Raw genomic sequence first — 18,132 nt, forward strand, 5'->3', positions numbered from 1 at the left:
ACAACCACCATGTCCGCCAAACATCCCGTTATCGCAGTGACCGGCTCCAGCGGCGCCGGCACCACCACCACCAGCGTGGCGTTCCGCAAGATATTCCAGCAGTTGAACATCCGCGCGGCGGAGCTGGAAGGCGACAGCTTCCACCGCTATACCCGGCCGGAAATGGACGCGGCGATCCGCAAAGCGCGCGATCTGGGTCGTCATATCAGCTATTTCGGGCCTGAGGCCAACGACTTCGGCCTGCTGCAACAGAGCTTTATCGAGTACGGCAAGAACGGCACCGGACGGTCGCGCAAGTATCTTCATACCTACGACGAAGCGGTGCCCTATAACCAGGTACCCGGCACCTTTACACCCTGGGAAGCGCTGCCAGCGCCGACCGACGTGCTGTTCTATGAAGGGTTGCATGGCGGCGTAGTTACCGAACATACCGACGTGGCCAAACATGTCGATCTGCTGGTCGGCGTGGTACCGATCGTTAACCTGGAGTGGATACAAAAACTGATCCGCGATACCGGCGAGCGCGGCCATTCCCGTGAAGCGGTGATGGATTCTGTGGTGCGTTCGATGGAGGACTATATCAACTACATTACGCCGCAGTTCTCCCGCACCCACATCAACTTCCAGCGCGTGCCGACGGTCGATACCTCCAACCCGTTCGCCGCCAAAGCCATTCCTTCACTGGATGAAAGCTTCGTGGTGATTCATTTCCGTGGGCTGGATCAGATCGATTTCCCTTATCTGCTGGCAATGCTGCAAGGCTCGTTTATCTCGCACATCAATACGCTGGTCGTGCCGGGCGGCAAGATGGGGCTGGCGATGGAGCTGATCATGGCGCCGCTGGTGCAGCAACTGCTGGAAGGCAAAAAAATCGAGTAATGGGCCGGAGCGCGGCGGCAGGCCGCGCCCCTAAATTCTTGCGTTTTACGCCACGTCGCGGATTTCAAAGCTGTGGGTCACGCTGGCGGCCTTGTTCAGCATCAGCGATACCGAGCAATATTTCTCGGCGGAGAGGTTCACCGCACGTTCAACGATCTTGTCGGTCAGATCTTTACCGGTCACGATAAAATGCAGGTTGATATGGGTAAATACGCGCGGCGCTTCTTCACGCCGTTCGGAGGTCAGTTTCACCTCGCAATCGCGCACGTCATTCCGCCCTTTTTTCAGGATCGACACCACGTCGATAGCGCTGCATCCGCCCACCGACATCAGCACCATTTCCATTGGGCTGGGCGCTTTATCGCCGGCATTGCCATCCATCAATACCTGATGGCCGGACGCGGATTCACCCAGAAACGTCAACCCTTCTACCCACTTAACTCTTGCCTGCATGCTGGTCACTCCGGTTAATTTCTTAAAATCAGGGTACGCTTTCGCATAGAAACTGGCAACGGAACCTGATGCTAATCATGCGCGAGCAAGACAACACGAGACACCCGCCTCACTCTGTGCTACAAACAGAGCCGCAATAAATCTTTCCGGGACACTGATTTCAGGGAAACTCCCAGAGAAAGGCTCCTTTACCGGTATGTTAATAGAATGTAGCTTGCAGCTCTCCCGGCAAGTTAATATGCTAGAGCGACAGCGTATATTTATGACACGCCTCAAAACCTGCTGCCAGCCACCCTTAAAACAACGGCGACAGCACGTTTTACAGGGAACTCTGACCCCTGTGACACAAGGCAGCGATAACAACAGAGGATAACAGCGAATGGTTCTCGGCAAACCGCAAACAGACCCTACACTCGAATGGTTCCTGTCTCATTGCCATATCCACAAATATCCATCCAAAAGTACGCTGATTCACCAAGGTGAAAAAGCCGAAACGCTTTACTACATCGTAAAAGGCTCCGTCGCGGTGCTGATTAAAGATGAAGAAGGTAAAGAGATGATCCTGTCCTACCTTAACCAGGGGGATTTCATCGGCGAGCTTGGATTATTTGAAGAAGGCCAGGAGCGTAGCGCCTGGGTCAGGGCGAAGACCGCCTGTGAAGTGGCTGAGATTTCTTACAAGAAATTCCGCCAGCTGATTCAGGTCAACCCGGACATCCTGATGCGCCTGTCAGCGCAGATGGCAAGCCGCCTGCAAGTGACCTCAGAGAAAGTGGGTAACCTCGCCTTCCTGGACGTTACCGGCCGCATCGCGCAAACGCTGCTGAACCTGGCGAAACAGCCCGATGCCATGACTCACCCAGACGGCATGCAGATCAAAATCACCCGCCAGGAAATTGGCCAGATCGTCGGTTGCTCACGTGAAACCGTCGGCCGCATTCTGAAAATGCTGGAAGATCAAAACCTGATCTCCGCCCACGGCAAAACCATTGTCGTTTACGGCACGCGTTAATCACTGAAAAAACGGCGCGATGATTCGCGCCGTTTTTTTATGCCCCGACCGACCATGTGGCGTCGACTGATTTACCACCCGGAAGTCAATTACGCACTGCGGCAAACGCTGGTGCTGTGTCTGCCGGTGCTCCTTGGCCTGCTGATTGGCCACCTGCAACTCGGCCTGCTGTTTTCCCTGGTTCCCGCCTGCTGTAACATCGCCGGGCTGGACACGCCCCACAAACGTTTTTTCAAACGCCTGATCGTCGGCGGCTCACTGTTCGCACTCAGCAGCCTGTTGCTGCAGCAGGCGTTGCTATGGCAACTGCCGCTGCCGGCGTTAATGCTCGGCCTGGCCCTGCTGCTCGGCGTCAGCGGCGAAATCAGCCCGTTGCATGCCCGCCTGCTCCCCGCCGCGTTGATCGCCGCCATTTTTACGCTCAGCATGGCCGGCACGGTGCCGCTGTGGTACGCCCCCTTGCTGTATGGGGTGGGGACAGCCTGGTACGGCCTGTTCACCTGGTTCTGGTTCAAGCTGTGGAAAGAACAGCCGATGCGCGAATCGCTGAGCCAGCTTTATCTGGAACTGGCGGACTACTTCGAAGCCAAGTATTCCCTGTTGACCCAACATACCGATCCGCAAACTGCGTTACCGCCGCTGCTGGTGCGCCAGCAAAAAGTGATGGACCTGATCAGCCTGCTGTATCAGCAGCTTAACTTTTTGCCGCACGCCAATAATCTCGAGCAAAAACGCCTGCAACGGACCTTTCAGGTCGCGCTGGATTTGCAGGAGCACATTACCGTCAGCCTGCACCTGCCGGAAGAAGTGCAAAAGCTGGTGGAGCAGAGCCAGGCCGAGGCGATTATCCGCCGCAATGCGCAGGTGATTGCCGGCCGGCTGCGCACGGTGGCGCACGATATTCTCTACCATCAATACTCCCAGCGCTTCAGTATGACCCACGAGCTGGCCGCCCTGGAGAAAGTGGCCGCACAACACCCCGACAACCCGGTGGGTCAGTTCTGCTACTACCACTTCAGCCGTATCGCTCGCCTGCTGCGCACCCAGCATCCGTTATACCGCCGCGATCTGATGGCCAATCAAAGCCGCCTGCCGTTCTGGCCGGCGCTGTTCAGCTACCTGTCGTTCAAATCCAACGCCCTGCGCAATGCGGCCCGTCTGGGGGTGATGCTGGCGGCGGGCAGCAGCCTGGGTATGGTGTTCAACCTGCCAAAACCTTACTGGATCCTGCTGACCATCATGCTGGTGAGCCAGAACGGCTACAACGCCACCCGGGTGCGCATCCAGCACCGTGCGCTCGGCACATTGGCCGGGCTGGTGATCGCCGCCGGGTTGCTGCAGTTGCAGATGCCCGAGAGCGCTACCCTGAGCGTGATGTTGGTCATTACGCTGGCGGCCTATCTGGTTTCGCGTAAAAACTACGGATTGGCGGTGATCGGCTTTACGGTGACGGCGGTCTATACCCTGCAACTGCTGGCGCTGAACGGCACGCATTTCCTGATCCCTCGCCTGATCGACACCCTGATCGGCTGCGTGTTGGTGTTCGGCGGCACCATCTGGCTGTGGCCACAGTGGCAAAGCGGCCTGCTGCGCAAGAACGCTCATCAGGCGCTGGAGAAAGATCAACAGGCGCTTCGCCTGCTGCTGGAAGAGCAGGAACCCGATCCCAGCGCGCTGGCTTACGCGCGCATGCAGGTGAACCAGGCGCACAACGCGCTGTTCACTTCGCTTAACCAGGCGATGCAGGAGCCGGGGTTTGAATCCAGCTATCTGGCAGATATGCGCCTGTGGGTGACGCACAGTCAATTTATTGTCGAACACCTGAACGCCATGACCATTCTGGCGCGCGAGCACTATATGCTGACGCCAAAGCTGGCGCAGGAGTATCTGCAAACCTGCGAGATCGCGCTGCAAAGCTGCCAGCAGCGGCTGGAATACGACGGGCCGAGCGGCAGCAACAGCATCATGCAGCCACCGGATTTACGCCCGGAAATGCCGGTCACCGAGATGGAGCGCCACCTGCGCCGTATTCTGTCCCACCTGAGCGTCATGCACACCATTTCATCGCTGGCCTGGCGCCAGCGCCCGCATCACGGCATCTGGCTGAAACGCAAACTGCGCGATCAATAAGGGCGCCCTGCGGCGCCCCTTGTCATCCCGAGATGGGATTAAGCGTTAATCACGTCCTGCACCGCCAGCTCAAACAGCGCCATGCCATCGTCGATGTCTTTCAGTTCCACGACCAGAGAAGGGGCAAAGCGGATCACATTAGGACCGGCATTGAGGATCATCAGCCCACGCGCGGCGGCGGCGGTGAGGAAATCTCGCGCCTTGCCGTGATACGGTGGCGTGAGTTCGGCGCCAATCAGCAGCCCCATGCCGCGAATATCGCTGAAAATACCGTATTTTTCGCCAATCTTCTGCAATGCCTGCACGTACAGGAGATGACGTTGTTCGATGCCGCTCAGCACTTCCGGGGTATTGATCACGTCCAGCGCCGCTTCCGCCACCGCACAGGCCAGCGGGTTACCGCCGTAAGTGGTGCCATGGGTACCCACCTGCATCACCGAGGCAATCTCTTCGGTGGTCAGCATGGCGCTGACCGGGAAACCGCCGCCCAGCGCTTTGGCGGTGGTGAGAATATCCGGCGTCACGCCATAATGCATATAGGCGAACAGTTTGCCGCTACGCCCCATGCCGCTCTGCACTTCGTCGAACACCAGCAGCGCCTGGTGCTTATCGCACAGTTCGCGCACACCTTTGAGGAATTCGGCGTTCACCGGGGTTATCCCGCCTTCGCCCTGGATCGGCTCCATCACCACCGCACAGGTATGGTCGTCCATCACGGCTTTTACCGCCGCCAGATCGTTGAACGGCACGTGCACGATATCCGCCGGTTTTGGGCCAAAACCATCGGAATACTTGGCCTGCCCGCCCACCGAAACGGTGAACAGCGTACGGCCGTGAAAGGCGTTATAAAACGCGATGATTTTGGTTTTATACGGACTGTGGCGGCTAATGGCGTAGTGACGCGCCAGCTTGAAGGCCGCTTCATTGGCTTCAGCGCCTGAGTTGGCGAAAAACACCCGATCGGCAAAAGTGGCATCAATCAGTTTGCCGGCCAGCCGCAACGCCGGCTCATTGGTGAAGACGTTGCTGGTATGCCACAAGGTTTCGCCCTGTTGCTTCAGCGCCTCAACCAAGGCAGGGTGGCAATGCCCCAGCGCCGTGACCGCAATGCCGCCGGAGAAATCGATGTACTCCTTCCCCTGCTGATCCCACACGCGGCTGCCTTTGCCCTTTACCGGAACAAACTGGGCAGGTGCATAAACAGGCAAGATAACCTGATCAAAAGTGCTGCGGCTTACTGGGTATTTTTCGGTCATTATGGGGTCCACCCTAAAATTGATTCGGTATTTTCACTGCCATTAAGTGAAAATATAATCACAAAATATGCATAAAAAACCAATAAAGGGCAAACGTAAATCGTCTTCGTCGGCAAAAAAAAACTAACTGATTAACTTTTAAGGAAATTATCCAGCAGTTGGTGACCCTGCTCGCTCAGGATACTCTCAGGATGGAACTGCACCCCTTCCAGCGCCAGCTGACGGTGGCGGATGCCCATGATTTCATCGCGAACCCCGTCGCGCTCGCTCCAGGCCGTGACTTCGAAACAGGCAGGCAGCGTGGCGGCTTCCAGCACCAGCGAGTGGTAGCGGGTAACGGTCAACGGGTCGTTCAGCCCGCGAAATACGCCGCTGTCGAGATGGCGGATCGCTGAGGTTTTACCGTGCATTACCTCGCGGGCGCGCACCACATTTGCCCCAAACGCCTGCCCCAACGCCTGATGCCCCAGGCAAACGCCGAGGATCGGCAGCTTGCCGGCAAAATGACGGATCGCGGCCAGCGAGATACCGGCTTCGTTCGGGGTACAAGGACCGGGGGAGATCACCAGACGCTGCGGTGCCAGCCGTTCGATATCGGCCAGTTGCAGCTCGTCGTTGCGCTTCACCAGCACCTCGGCGCCTAATTCGCAGAAGTACTGGTAAAGGTTATAGGTAAAAGAGTCGTAGTTATCGATCAACAGCAGCATAGTGTTTCCAACGGACATCATCGTAGGGGGCAAGTATCTCGCCCCGATTTACACGGGCGCAGTATACAACGCCCCTGCAATACTGCCGCTACCGATAATTCCCGCTTACTTTTTACGGCCGCCCATGATCGAACCCAGCACGCCACGCAGGATCTGGCGGCCAAGATCGCGCGCCATGCTCTTGGCGGCGGTCTGGACGATACCGTCGCGCTTGCCGCCGCGCGGGCCGGTGGACCCGAACAGAATTTCGTTCAGGCCGCCCATCAGGCCACCGCCCGCCTGCTGCTGCGCCTGCGGTTGTTGCGCCGGCTGGCCCGGCTGCGGGCTGCCGACGGTGGCAAACCCTTCCGACGACAGCTTCTCATAAGCCGATTCGCGATCGACCATATCCTCGTAACGGCCATACAGCGGTGACTTGTTAATTGCGCTGTTTAACCCTTCAGCCCCCAGCATGCCCATTTTGGACTCCGGCGCGATCACCATCGCTCGCTCCACCACGTTTGGCCGCCCTTTCTCGTCGAGGAATGACACCAGCGCCTCGCCCACGCCCAGCTCGGTGATCGCCGTTTCCGCGTCGAAAGCCGGGTTGGCGCGCAGGGTCTGCGCTGCGGCTTTCACCGCTTTCTGATCGCGAGGAGTAAAGGCGCGCAAGGCATGTTGCACGCGGTTGCCCAACTGGCCAAGCACGCTGTCCGGGATATCCAACGGGTTTTGGGTGACAAAATAGATGCCGACGCCTTTGGAGCGGATCAGGCGTACCACCTGCTCGATTTTGGTCAGCAGCGCTGCCGGCGCGTCGTTGAACAGCAGGTGCGCTTCGTCGAAGAAGAACACCAGTTTCGGCTGTTCCGGGTCGCCCACTTCCGGCAGGTGTTCGAACAATTCGGCCAGCAGCCACAGCAGGAACACCGAATACAGTTTCGGCTGATTGATCAGCTTGTCCGCCGCCAGCAGGTTAATGATGCCGTGGCCGTTGGCGTCGGTTTTCATCAGGTCATTGATGTCCAGCATCGGCTCGCCGAAGAACTGATTGGCCCCCTGCTCCTCCAACGTCAGCAGGCCGCGCTGGATAGCGCCGACCGAGGCGGAAGAGATATTGCCGTACTGGGTCTGGAACTGTTTGGCGTTGTCGCCCACGTATTGCACCATGGCGCGCAGGTCTTTCATGTCCAGCAACAACAGCCCATTGTCGTCGGCGATTTTGAATACCAGTTGCAGCACGCCGCTTTGCACGTCGTTCAGATCCAGTAAGCGCCCTAACAGCAGCGGCCCCAGATCGGAAACGGTCGCACGGATCGGGTGGCCCTTCTCACCATAAATATCCCAGGGAATGAGGGTGCAGGCCTGCGGCTGCCAGTCGCTAACCCCAATCGCCGACAGGCGCGCTTGCAGTTTCTCTGAGGGCACGCCTTCGGTGCCTATCCCCGACAGATCGCCTTTCACGTCCGACAAAAACACCGGTACGCCGATACGCGAAAACTGCTCGGCCATTCTTTGCAGCGTCACGGTTTTACCGGTCCCGGTCGCGCCGGTAATCAGGCCATGGCGGTTCGCCAAAGCGGGCAGGATCGCCAGATCCTGTACCGGTTTCCCGTCTTTCATCGCTTTGGCGATAATCCGTGCTTCACTCATTTTCTTTTCCTTTGACGCTGACCCGGCGCGAAAAGCGCCTGTTGATGTCAATAAAGCTATAAGCGCGGCGTAACCCCGTCAAGGACAAACAAAAAGGGCGTCATCAAGACGCCCGTAAAGCCAATAATTTCAGAATCGCCCTAACCCCGCAGCCCCAGCTCCTCCTTCAGCGCTTTGAGGTAGCGGCGGCTGACCGGCACCGGTTCGCCGGCCGGCATGATCATCTCCGCCGCACCGCTGTCCTCGAAGCGAATTTCGCGTACCTGCTCCAGGTTGACCAGATACTGGCGGTGGCAGCGCACCAGCGGCGTACGGAGCTCCAGCGTCCGCAGCGTCAGTTCGGTGAAACACTCCATACCGTCATTGCGCACCACGAACACCCCGCTCAACCGCGAACGAACAGCCACCACTTCGTCAAAACGCAGCAGGTAGATGCGGCTATGGCCGGTGCAGGGAATGTATTTCAGATAGCCGGCGCTTTCATCCAGTGCGGCGACATTCTGCTGCCCACGGTGCTGCTGCAGGCGCTGCAGCGTTTTGCTCAACCGCTTCGGCTCCGCCGGTTTCAGCAGATAATCAAATGCATGTTCCTCAAAAGCCTGCACCGCATACTCGTCGTAGGCGGTCAGGAATACGATATGCGGCATGCGATTGGGATCGAGCATCCCCACCATCTCCAGCCCGGTGATACGCGGCATCTGAATATCCAGGAACACCACGTCCGGCTGCAAACGGTGGATCCCGCTGATGGCTTCAATCGCGTTGGCGCATTCGCCGACGATGCAGATGCCGTCTTCCGCCTCCAGTAAATGCCGCAGGTTATCGCGTGCGGAAGGTTCGTCATCGACAATCAGTACGTTTAACATCAGGCAGCCCTCGCCAGCGGCACGTTGAGCGTAATGCGGGTGAATGTTTGCGGCTCGCAGGCCACCTGAACGCCATAACCGTCGCCGTAGCGAACGCGTATGCGCTTATCCACCAGGTTCATCCCCAGCCCGCTGTTGTTCGGCTGCGGCTGGAACAAGCCGGCGTTATCGGTCACTTGCAGCAGCAGGCACTCCCCCTCGCGCCGCGCGCCGATATCAATCCGTCCCACGCCCAACAGTTGCGATGTGCCGTGCTTGATGGCGTTCTCGACGATCGGTTGCAGCGAAAAGGCCGGCAACCGCACCGCCAACAGTTCTGCCGGCAGCGAAACCGCGATCTCCAGCCGATCGGCAAAACGCGCCTGCTCAATTTGCAGATAGGCGTTCACGTGTTCAAGCTCGTCCGCCAGGCTGACCTCGTCATCCGAACGTTTCAGGTTTTTGCGGAAAAAGGTGGAAAGATACTGCACCAGCTCGCAGGCCCGGTCGCCATCACGGCGGATCACCGCCACCAGCGTATTCAGGGCGTTAAACAGGAAGTGCGGGTTAACCTGCGCATGCAGCAGTTTGATTTCGGACTGCGCCAGCAGCTGTTTATGCCGCTCATACTGCCCGGCCATAATCTGCGCGGACAACAGGCTGGCGATCCCCTCACCCAGCGTACGATTGATGGTACTGAACAACCGGCTCTTGGGCTCGTACAGCTTGATGGTGCCGATCACCCGCTGATTCTCGCCACGCAGCGGGATCACCAGGGTCGAACCCAGCTTGCAGTTGGGGTTGATCGAGCAGCAGTAGGAAAGCTCGTTACCGTCGGCGTACACCACTTCGTTGTTATCGATAGCGCGGTGCGAATGCCCCGATGAGATCGGCGTGCCCGGCAGATGGTGGTCATCGCCAATGCCGATAAACGCCAGCAGTTTCTCGCGATCGGTTATTGCCACCGCGCCAATGCCCAGCTCCTGATAGATCACCCGCGCCACTTTCATGCTGTTTTCCTGATCGAACCCCTGCCGCAGAATACCTTCGGTGCGTTCGGCAATCTTCAGCGCCTTGGCGGAAAACGCGCTGGTGTATTTCTCGAACATCGCCCGCCGGTCCAGCAGGATTTGCATGAACATCGCCGCCCCCAGGGTATTGGCGATCAACATCGGTAAGGCAATGTGCTCCACCAGCCGCAGCGCCTCGTCGAAAGGCCGCGCAATCGCCAGAATAATCGCCATCTGCAACACTTCGGTGACCAATGCCACGCCGGCGACAAACAACGGATTAAACAGCAGGTCGATACGCCTGCGGCGCATGGCGATGCTGTGTACCAGCCCGCCGACCAGCCCTTCCGCCACCGTGGATACCGCGCAGGCGATGTCGGTCATGCCGCCCAGCGTATAACGGTGCAGGCCACCGGTCAGCCCCACCAGAAAACCGACCGAAGGCCCGCCCAGCAGGCCCCCCAGCACGGCGCCGATGGCGCGGGTATTGGCTATCGAGCCTTCGACGTGCAGGCCGAAATAGGTGCCCATGATGCAGAACACCGAGAAGATGAGGTAGCACAACAGCTTATGCGGCAACCGGACGGTCACCTGCGTCAGAGGAATAAATAGCGGGGTTTTGCTCAGCAAATAAGCAATGACAAGATAAACGCACATCTGCTGCAACAACAGCAGAACCTGGGTAAATTCAAACATGGCAGCCGCTCATTCCGAGAGAAAACAAAGGCAAAACGCCGGGTTTCCGGTCTGATTATAAGCGGGCTATTAAAACATGCGGCGGGGAAGAAAACAGTGATGCAGGCAAAGCTTCGGAAGGAAGGAATGGCCGACCCCGGCGGGATCGGCGCAAAAAATTTATGGCAGCACTTTGGCTGACAAAATGACGATAGGCTTGCTCGGCACATTCTGGTACGGGCCCACATTGCCGGTCGGCGCCTGGGAAATTTTGTCCACCACGTCCATGCCCTTAACCACTTTGCCGAATACCGCGTAACCGAAGTCGCGCTGGCCGTGATCCAGGAAGGCGTTATCCGCCACGTTCAGGAAGAACTGGCTGGTGGCGCTGTCTTTATCGGCAGTACGCGCCATCGAGATGGTGCCGCGCAGATTGCGCAGGCCGTTATCGGCTTCGTTCTTGATTGGCGCGTTAGTGGTTTTTTGCTGCATATCCGCAGTAAAACCGCCGCCCTGAACCATAAAGCCCGGGATCACGCGGTGGAAAACGGTGTTGTTGTAATAGCCGCTGTTCACGTAGTCGACGAAGTTCTTGGTGGAAACCGGAGCCTTCTGACTGTCGAGCGCCAATTCGATATTCCCTGCCGAGGTGGTCAGCATGACATGAGTTTCACCGGCGGCGAGCGCAGCGGGTGTCATTGCTGTCAGGGAACACAGCGCAACGAAGGTCACTAAAGTACGTTTGAACATTAACGGGTCCTTTCTCTGAGAGACAAACAACGGAAAAGCGCTTTGATTCTAAAGAGCTGTACCTGCGAGTGCCAGCCATTTACCTATATTTACGCAATTGAGGGGGCATATCTTGGCCAGCCGCAGTTTTTACTGCCAAAAGTATGATCGCCGATACCCTTTTTGCCAACTGCATCACGCATTTTTTGCCCTTTTCACGCCTTCGTCGCTTTTTGCGACACAACTCCCGGTTTAGTTCTCGATTCCCGTTACTCTAGATGAATGAGAGCGCTCTCATTTTAGAGAGACCAAGTTAACGCATGTCTGCCGGCACCGCTGCCGCGCGATAACAGGAGAAATAACGTGAGTGAATTGATGACTGAAATCAGCCCCGATTTTGAAAGCACCATCATGGAACTGCTGGTGTTCTCCGGTGGCGCCCGCAGCAGTGCCCTGATGGCGTTGCAACAAGCGCGTGCCGGGGACTTTACCGCTTCAGCCAAACACATGGCCGAATCGAAACAGTCGGTGAAAAAGGCGCATCTTATCCAGACCCAGTTGATCGGCCTGGATGAAGGCTGCGGCAAACTGGCCATCAACCTGATTACCGTTCATGCTCAGGACCACCTGATGAACGCCATGGTGATCCAGGATCTGGCGGACGACATGATTGAACTTTACCGCCGTCAGGCACTGTTGGAGACTCGCGCATGAATTCGTTGAAAATCGCCGTTATCGGCGGCGGCAGCAGCTATACGCCAGAATTGGTCGATGGACTGATCCAACGTATCGAAGAACTGCCGGTGACCGAATTGGCGCTGGTAGACGTTGAACCGGGCCGCGAGAAGGTCGAGATCATCGCCGCGCTGACCCGCCGCATGCTGGCGCGCAATGGGCTGGAACAGGTGAAGGTCACCGTACATTTCGAGCTGGATGACGCCATTCGCGGTGCCCACTTCGTCCTGACCCAGTTCCGCGTCGGCCAGTTGCCGGCACGCGCCGCCGACGAACGTCTCGGCCTGAAATACGATTTGATCGGCCAGGAAACTACCGGCGTGGGCGGTTTCGCCAAAGCGCTGCGCACCATCCCGGTCATGCTGGATATTGCGCGCAGAGTGGAAAAGTTGGCACCGGACGCCTGGATCATCAACTTCACCAACCCGGCCGGCATCGTCACCGAAGCGGTCTCCCGCTACACCAACGCGAAGATTATCGGCCTGTGCAACGTGCCCATCAGCATGCATCACATGATCGCCACTATGTTAAAAAGCCCCTATGAAGACGTGCAGCTGCAGTTCGCTGGGCTGAACCACATGGTGTGGGTGCATCAGGTGCTGCAAAACGGCCATGACGTGACCGACAAGGTGATCGACATGCTGTGCGACGGCGCGGCGCTGACCATGAACAATATCAAGGAAGAACCGTGGCAGCCGGACTTCCTGCGCGCCGTAGGTGCCATCCCCTGCCCGTATCATCGTTATTTCTACCAGACCAAAGAGATGCTGGCCGAAGAAGTGACCGCGGCAGCCGAGCGCGGCACCCGTGCCGAACAGGTGATGAAGGTAGAGAAAGAGCTGTTTGAGCTGTATGCCGATCCTCAGCTCGACAGCAAGCCTGAACAGCTGAGTTTTCGCGGTGGATCATACTATTCGGAAGTGGCGCTGGAGCTAATTCGTGCGATCCATAATAATCTCGGTACGCAATTAGTCGTCAATACCGCAAACCGGGGCGCCATTCGCGGCTTAGCGGACGATGCCGTGATAGAAACCAACTGTATCGTCGATGCGCAAGGTGCGCATCCGCTGACCTTCGGCACGCTGCCGGACGCCATGCACGCCCTGACCCAGCAGGTGAAGGCCTATGAGCGCCTGACCATCGAAGCCGCAGTGCATGGCGATCGCCGCAGCGGGCTGCTGGCGCTGGTCACCAACCCGCTGGTGGCCAATGCCAACGTGGCGCAACCGCTGCTGGAAGACGTGCTGGCGGTGAATGCGCCTTATCTGCCGCAGTTTAAATAACCGTCTGACGGGACGCGGTTGCTGATACATTGCTATACCTATATCAGGGGTTCGGTACGCCGAACCCGGTTTAAGCCGTAATCAGGAGTCGGATGATGGTGACACTGGAAGATGTCGCAGCTTTGGCGGGCGTGTCCCGCGCCACCGTGTCACGTGTAGTGAATGGCGATACCAACGTTAAAGCGCCGACCCGCGAGAAGGTTGAACGGGCGGTAGCTCAACTCGGTTATACCCCCAACCCCGCCGCCCGTGCGCTGGCCTCCAGCCACAGCAATACGCTGGGCCTGGTCACCACCTCGTATCGCGGCGGTTTCTTCGGCGCACTGATGGACTTTGTGCAAACCGAAGCCGAATCCCAGGGTAAACAGCTGCTGGTGACCCAGGGCCGCAACAGTGCCGAAAACGAATGGCGGGCGATCCAGCGGCTGTTCAGCCTGCGCTGTGACGGGGTGATCCTGCATGTGCGTTGCCTAAGCGACGACCAACTGCGCCAGTTGGCGGCGGAGCAACGCTGCTTTGTGCTGCTCGATCGCCTGGTGCCCGGTCTGGAAGACCGCTGTGTCACCTTTGATCACCCGCTCGCCAGCCGCATGGCGACGCAGCAGTTGATCGATGCCGGCCATCGGCGCATTGCCTGCATCAGCGGTCCAAGCGAAAGGGCTTCCAGCCGGCTGCGGCTGCAGGGTTTCGAACAGGCGATGCAGGCCGCGCATATCAAACCGCTGGCCTGCGTGGAAGGCGTTTACGACCTGGAGAGCGGCTACCGCTGCACCGACCGGCTGCTGCAACTGCAAACCCTGCCCACCGCCATTTACTGTTGTAACGAAGAGATGGCCATCGGCGCGCTGTTGGCCCTCAACGAGCACCGGATGCGGGTGCCGCAAGATATCTCGCTGATCTGTTACGACAGCGGCGAACGCGCCCCCTTCGTACGACCGGCGCTGAGCAGCGTACATTTTCCGATTACCGAAATGGCGCAATACGCCACGCGGCTGCTGATTGATCCGACCACCCCGCACATCCGCTTCGCGCCGACGATCGTCAGCCGCGACTCGATTGTGACGGTGGGCAAATAGATCACAAAAAAATTTCACAACCTTTCATTGATTGCATCAAAAAATCGACAGCCATCACAAAAACTCCCGTTGTCTGTGCTAGGATCCGCTCCCTGGTGGCCTGATCGGGACTTTTCCGTTTTTACCAGGAAAAGCCAGCGGCCTTAATCCAGCGTTATACCCTATGAATTTCAAATTGCAGCTGGGTGCCCAGCTGCGGTTTGAAAGGCGACGGGAATAATCCTAACAGACATAATCAGGCCTTTATAATGAATGACAGCAACCGTCTACGGCTTACCTGGATCAGCTATTTTTCTTACGCGCTGACCGGCGCTTTAGTTATCGTCACAGGGATGGTGATGGGGAACATTGCGGAGTACTTTAATCTGCCGGTTTCCAGCATGAGCAACACCTTTACTTTCCTTAACGCCGGCATCTTGATTTCGATCTTCCTCAACGCCTGGTTGATGGAAATCATCCCGCTGAAGCGCCAACTGATGTTTGGCTTTATCCTGATGGTGCTGGCTGTCGCCGGGCTGATGGTGACCAAGAGCCTGACGATGTTCTCCCTGTGCATGTTTATCCTTGGCGTGGTCAGCGGTATCACCATGTCGATAGGCACCTTCCTGATCACCCATATGTACGCCGGCCGCCAGCGCGGTTCGCGCCTGCTGTTCACCGACTCCTTCTTCAGCATGGCCGGGATGATCTTCCCGATTGTCGCCGCGATGCTGCTGGCGCGTCAGATCGGCTGGTACTGGGTGTATGCCTGCATCGGCCTGCTGTACGTAGGTATCTTTGTGCTGACCCTGTTCTCCGAGTTCCCGGTGCTGGGCAACAAAGGCGCCAATGCCGGCCAGCCGGTAGCAAAAGAGAAATGGGGCATCGGCGTGCTGTTCCTGTCGATCGCCGCGCTGTGCTATATCCTCGGCCAGTTGGGCTTTATCCAATGGGTGCCGGAATACGCCACCAAATCCTTCGGTATGGATCTTGGCCAGGCCGGTAAGCTGGTGAGCGATTTCTGGACTTCGTACATGGTTGGCATGTGGGTGTTCAGCTTTATTCTGCGCTTCTTTGACTTGCAGCGTATCGTCACTGTTCTGGCCGCTCTGGCGACCGGTGCGATGTACCTGTTCGTCAGCACCGACAATCCGGAACACCTGGGTTACTACATCATGGCTTTGGGCTTCGTTTCCAGCGCGATCTACACCACGCTGATCACCCTTGGCTCGCTGCAAACCAAGGTGTCTTCACCGAAGCTGGTTAACTTCATCCTGACCTGCGGCACCATCGGCACCATGCTGACCTTCGTGGTCACCGGCCCGATCGTGGCCAAAGGCGGCGCACACGCTGCGCTGACCACCGCCAACGGCCTGTATCTGGCGGTGTTCGTGATGTGCTTGCTGCTGGGCTTCGTGACCAAGCACCGCAGCCACGGCCACGTCACGCATTGATCGGCCGACTGTGATGCAACAGGGGCGCCCCTGAGGCGTAATGCTTGTCAGTTAAGCCTGACAGGCGTTTTTTTATCCAATCTCTGTGCGTTCCGTGCAGGAGGAATTGCCGTAAATGGCCCGAATTTCTCTGCTACCACAATGAACGGCAATTGAAGGGGCCGAAGGCGCGGCCCCTTCACCCGCGCCCTCGCTTAACACTGTCTGTCCGCTGCGCGGATACCCTCGCTGCACCCGCGTTGCCGGGCGGGTCGGCTACGACAAACATCCCTGTTAGTCTCGCCTCAACCGGCCTTCCCTGGCCGGTTGCCCCTGACAACGCCGTCTTGCTCGGCAGCCGATGATGCGCGCCAAGGTCAACACCCGAATCTGCCCCCACCGGGCAACCTGTCCCTTCCGTTTGATATTACCTTATGAAAGACAGTGAAAATGATGAGATGAGCAGGGGGTGGGCGCCCTTGAAGACGCCGAACACAGGAGCGGCGCATAGGCGAAACCGCCAAGGACGGCGGTTTCAGGCGAGACAGGCAGGGACGCCTGTCGTAGCCGGCCGTGATGCGACGGGACGGAGGGAGGACAAATCTGTCAGGAACAGATTTGAACACTGCTTGCAGCGGCCCCGAAGGGGCGAGGCCCAAGGATGGGCCGAGTAATGTTGGCGCAGCCAACCGTCTGATAGGGCAAAGGCGCGGGCTGCAAGGGACCGCGCCCAGGGTCCCTTGCTCGGTCGAGGCGCGTGAGTCTCATGGCGCATCTCACCTTTATCGACCGAAAACTTCACCAACACCTGCAGAAAAACGCTAACTGACAAGCATTACGCCCCTGAGGCGCCCTTTTTTATGCAGCGGCGCTTAACGCCGGAAATCCACTTTCTCATCCTGCGCCAGATACAGCGTGGTTTCCGCCGGCCGGGTCTCGGCAATCACCGCCCCCTGACGAATCGAATAGCGTACAGGAGTCTGGCGGCGTACCGCATCGAAACCGCTTTCCGCCGGCAGGATCACCAGGTTGGCGCTGTTGCCCGCCGCCAAGCCGTAATCGGTCAGGTTCAGGGTGCGCGCGCTGTGGCTGGTGATCAGGTTCAGCCCGTCGTCAATTTGCCCATATCCCATCAGTTGGCAGACGTGCAACCCCATGTGCAGGACCTGCAGCATATTGGCGGTTCCCAGCGGATACCAGGGATCGAAGACATCGTCGTGGCCAAAGCAGACGTTAATCTCCGCTTCCAGCATTTCTTTCACCCGCGTGATGCCGCGCCGTTTCGGGTAGCTGTCGAAGCGCCCCTGCAGGTGAATATTGACCAGCGGGTTAGCGACAAAGTTGATGCCGGACATTTTCAACAGGCGGAACAACCGCGAAGTATAAGCGCCGTTATAGGAGTGCATCGCGGTGGTATGGCTGGCGGTGACCCTGGCGCCCATATCCAGCTTCAGCGCCAGTGCCGCCACGGTTTCGACAAAACGCGACTGCTCATCGTCAATCTCATCGCAGTGCACATCCACCAGCCGATCGTACTTTTGCGCCAGCGCAAAGGCTTTGTGCAGCGATTCTACGCCGTATTCGCGCGTAAACTCGAAGTGCGGAATGGCTCCCACCACGTCAGCCCCCAGCCGCAGCGCCTCTTCCAGCAATGCCTCGCCGTTGGGATAGGACATAATGCCCTCCTGCGGGAAAGCGACGATTTGCAGCGTCACCCAGGGCGCGACCTCCTGCTTCACCTCCAGCATGGCGCGCAACGCGGTCAGGGTCGGATCGGAGACGTCAACATGGGTACGCACGTACTGCACGCCGTTGGCGATCTGCCATTTCAGCGTTTGCCAGGCGCGTTGTTTGACATCCTCATGAGTCAACATCGCCTTGCGTTCGGCCCAACGTTCTATGCCTTCAAATAGCGTACCGGATTGGTTCCAGGCCGGCTGCCCGGCGGTCTGGGTGGTGTCCAAATGGATATGCGGCTCGACAAACGCCGGCAGCGCCAGACCGCCCTGCGCATCAAGCACGTCGCTGCGCCATTCCTGCCCTTCAGGTTGCGGCACCCAATGAGCAATGCGCCCCTGCTCAATGGCCAGTTGCCACAGCCCTTCATGCCCGCTCAAACGCAGGTTGTCGATAAACTTCAATGGACTCTTGGCCACCCTTCACCTCTGCTGTTACGGCTCGTTTTATTCATCATACTGGCAGCGGATCCGGCTGACAAAGCCGCAGAAGGTTTATTACTCCCTCAGCTACTCCTGCAGGGGTAAGGTTCGCGGTAACTGGCTCGTTTCAGCTAAAGGT

15 protein-coding genes are annotated in these 18,132 nt (G+C 58.0%); 7 read left to right on the forward strand and 8 right to left on the reverse strand.

The window, feature by feature from the left end:
- Positions 1–9: 9 nt before the first annotated feature.
- A complete protein-coding gene (locus V2S86_RS22785; protein WP_330764256.1) occupies positions 10–879 on the forward strand; it encodes a phosphoribulokinase in 870 nt (289 codons plus the stop codon).
- 45 nt (positions 880–924) lie between these two features.
- On the opposite strand, the gene V2S86_RS22790 is transcribed toward V2S86_RS22785, so the two are convergent.
- Positions 925–1,332, reverse strand: coding sequence for an OsmC family protein (locus tag V2S86_RS22790; RefSeq protein ID WP_330764257.1), 408 nt, complete (start codon positions 1,330–1,332; stop codon positions 925–927).
- Between the two features lie 379 nt (positions 1,333–1,711).
- On the opposite strand from V2S86_RS22790, the gene crp reads away from it, so the two are divergent.
- Positions 1,712–2,344 (forward strand): cAMP-activated global transcriptional regulator CRP, encoded by a 633-nt coding sequence (gene crp, locus V2S86_RS22795; RefSeq protein ID WP_004090925.1) that lies wholly within the window; start codon positions 1,712–1,714, stop codon positions 2,342–2,344.
- 54 nt (positions 2,345–2,398) lie between these two features.
- Positions 2,399–4,474 carry a YccS/YhfK family putative transporter gene (locus V2S86_RS22800; RefSeq protein ID WP_330764258.1) on the forward strand — a complete coding sequence of 692 codons (2,076 nt, stop codon included), beginning with the start codon at positions 2,399–2,401 and terminating at the stop codon, positions 4,472–4,474.
- 38 nt (positions 4,475–4,512) lie between these two features.
- Here V2S86_RS22800 and argD read toward each other — a convergent pair whose 3' ends face one another.
- The 6 genes from argD to ppiA all read right to left on the reverse strand — a co-directional run bounded on the left by argD (position 4,513) and on the right by ppiA (position 11,349).
- Positions 4,513–5,730 carry a bifunctional acetylornithine/succinyldiaminopimelate transaminase gene (argD, locus tag V2S86_RS22805; protein WP_330764259.1) on the reverse strand — a complete coding sequence of 406 codons (1,218 nt, stop codon included), beginning with the start codon at positions 5,728–5,730 and terminating at the stop codon, positions 4,513–4,515.
- Positions 5,731–5,861: 131 nt separating this feature from the next.
- Positions 5,862–6,437, reverse strand: coding sequence for an aminodeoxychorismate synthase component II (locus V2S86_RS22810; RefSeq protein WP_330764260.1), 576 nt, complete (start codon positions 6,435–6,437; stop codon positions 5,862–5,864).
- A gap of 105 nt (positions 6,438–6,542) precedes the next feature.
- On the reverse strand, positions 6,543–8,069 hold the full coding sequence (locus V2S86_RS22815) for a helicase HerA-like domain-containing protein (protein ID WP_330764261.1): 1,527 nt from the start codon (positions 8,067–8,069) through the stop codon (positions 6,543–6,545).
- Between the two features lie 140 nt (positions 8,070–8,209).
- The gene (btsR, locus tag V2S86_RS22820) at positions 8,210–8,935 is read right to left on the reverse strand and encodes a two-component system response regulator BtsR (RefSeq protein WP_006319049.1); all 726 of its coding nucleotides are present in this window, start codon (positions 8,933–8,935) and stop codon (positions 8,210–8,212) included.
- The gene (locus V2S86_RS22825) at positions 8,935–10,620 is read right to left on the reverse strand and encodes a sensor histidine kinase (RefSeq protein WP_330764262.1); all 1,686 of its coding nucleotides are present in this window, start codon (positions 10,618–10,620) and stop codon (positions 8,935–8,937) included. The genes btsR and V2S86_RS22825 overlap by 1 nt, the downstream gene beginning before the upstream one ends.
- Positions 10,621–10,779: 159 nt before the next feature.
- Positions 10,780–11,349, reverse strand: a complete 570-nt coding sequence (ppiA, locus tag V2S86_RS22830) for a peptidylprolyl isomerase A (RefSeq protein WP_006319053.1) — start codon at positions 11,347–11,349, stop codon at positions 10,780–10,782.
- 354 nt (positions 11,350–11,703) lie between these two features.
- Here ppiA and V2S86_RS22835 point away from each other — a divergent pair, with 354 nt between their 5' ends.
- The 4 genes from V2S86_RS22835 (at position 11,704) to tsgA (ending at position 15,855) form a co-directional block, all read left to right on the forward strand.
- Positions 11,704–12,042, forward strand: coding sequence for a PTS lactose/cellobiose transporter subunit IIA (locus V2S86_RS22835; RefSeq protein ID WP_006328508.1), 339 nt, complete (start codon positions 11,704–11,706; stop codon positions 12,040–12,042).
- A complete protein-coding gene (locus V2S86_RS22840) occupies positions 12,039–13,346 on the forward strand; it encodes a 6-phospho-beta-glucosidase (RefSeq protein ID WP_330764263.1) in 1,308 nt (435 codons plus the stop codon). The genes V2S86_RS22835 and V2S86_RS22840 overlap by 4 nt, the downstream gene beginning before the upstream one ends.
- 95 nt (positions 13,347–13,441) lie before the next feature.
- Complete coding sequence (locus V2S86_RS22845) at positions 13,442–14,422, forward strand: LacI family DNA-binding transcriptional regulator (protein WP_330764419.1); 981 nt, start codon at positions 13,442–13,444, stop codon at positions 14,420–14,422.
- A 248-nt stretch (positions 14,423–14,670) separates the two neighbouring features.
- Complete coding sequence (tsgA, locus tag V2S86_RS22850) at positions 14,671–15,855, forward strand: MFS transporter TsgA (protein ID WP_004951290.1); 1,185 nt, start codon at positions 14,671–14,673, stop codon at positions 15,853–15,855.
- Between the two features lie 851 nt (positions 15,856–16,706).
- On the opposite strand, the gene V2S86_RS22855 is transcribed toward tsgA, so the two are convergent.
- Positions 16,707–17,975 carry a cytosine deaminase gene (locus tag V2S86_RS22855; protein WP_330764420.1) on the reverse strand — a complete coding sequence of 423 codons (1,269 nt, stop codon included), beginning with the start codon at positions 17,973–17,975 and terminating at the stop codon, positions 16,707–16,709.
- Positions 17,976–18,132 lie beyond the last annotated feature (157 nt).

It is taken from the genome of Serratia sp. C2(1) (assembly GCF_036352655.1).
GTDB lineage: Bacteria > Pseudomonadota > Gammaproteobacteria > Enterobacterales > Enterobacteriaceae > Serratia > Serratia inhibens.

What these genes read in the sequence shown, in the direction of transcription:
- V2S86_RS22785 (WP_330764256.1), top strand. Translation starts at nt 10, where the DNA reads ATGTCCGCCAAACATCCCGTTATCGCAGTGACCGGCTCCAGCGGCGCC.
- V2S86_RS22790 (WP_330764257.1), bottom strand. Translation starts at nt 1,332, where the DNA reads ATGCAGGCAAGAGTTAAGTGGGTAGAAGGGTTGACGTTTCTGGGTGAA.
- crp (WP_004090925.1), top strand. Translation starts at nt 1,712, where the DNA reads ATGGTTCTCGGCAAACCGCAAACAGACCCTACACTCGAATGGTTCCTG.
- V2S86_RS22800 (WP_330764258.1), top strand. Translation starts at nt 2,399, where the DNA reads ATGTGGCGTCGACTGATTTACCACCCGGAAGTCAATTACGCACTGCGG.
- argD (WP_330764259.1), bottom strand. Translation starts at nt 5,730, where the DNA reads ATGACCGAAAAATACCCAGTAAGCCGCAGCACTTTTGATCAGGTTATC.
- V2S86_RS22810 (WP_330764260.1), bottom strand. Translation starts at nt 6,437, where the DNA reads ATGCTGCTGTTGATCGATAACTACGACTCTTTTACCTATAACCTTTAC.
- V2S86_RS22815 (WP_330764261.1), bottom strand. Translation starts at nt 8,069, where the DNA reads ATGAGTGAAGCACGGATTATCGCCAAAGCGATGAAAGACGGGAAACCG.
- btsR (WP_006319049.1), bottom strand. Translation starts at nt 8,935, where the DNA reads ATGTTAAACGTACTGATTGTCGATGACGAACCTTCCGCACGCGATAAC.
- V2S86_RS22825 (WP_330764262.1), bottom strand. Translation starts at nt 10,620, where the DNA reads ATGTTTGAATTTACCCAGGTTCTGCTGTTGTTGCAGCAGATGTGCGTT.
- ppiA (WP_006319053.1), bottom strand. Translation starts at nt 11,349, where the DNA reads ATGTTCAAACGTACTTTAGTGACCTTCGTTGCGCTGTGTTCCCTGACA.
- V2S86_RS22835 (WP_006328508.1), top strand. Translation starts at nt 11,704, where the DNA reads ATGACTGAAATCAGCCCCGATTTTGAAAGCACCATCATGGAACTGCTG.
- V2S86_RS22840 (WP_330764263.1), top strand. Translation starts at nt 12,039, where the DNA reads ATGAATTCGTTGAAAATCGCCGTTATCGGCGGCGGCAGCAGCTATACG.
- V2S86_RS22845 (WP_330764419.1), top strand. Translation starts at nt 13,442, where the DNA reads ATGGTGACACTGGAAGATGTCGCAGCTTTGGCGGGCGTGTCCCGCGCC.
- tsgA (WP_004951290.1), top strand. Translation starts at nt 14,671, where the DNA reads ATGAATGACAGCAACCGTCTACGGCTTACCTGGATCAGCTATTTTTCT.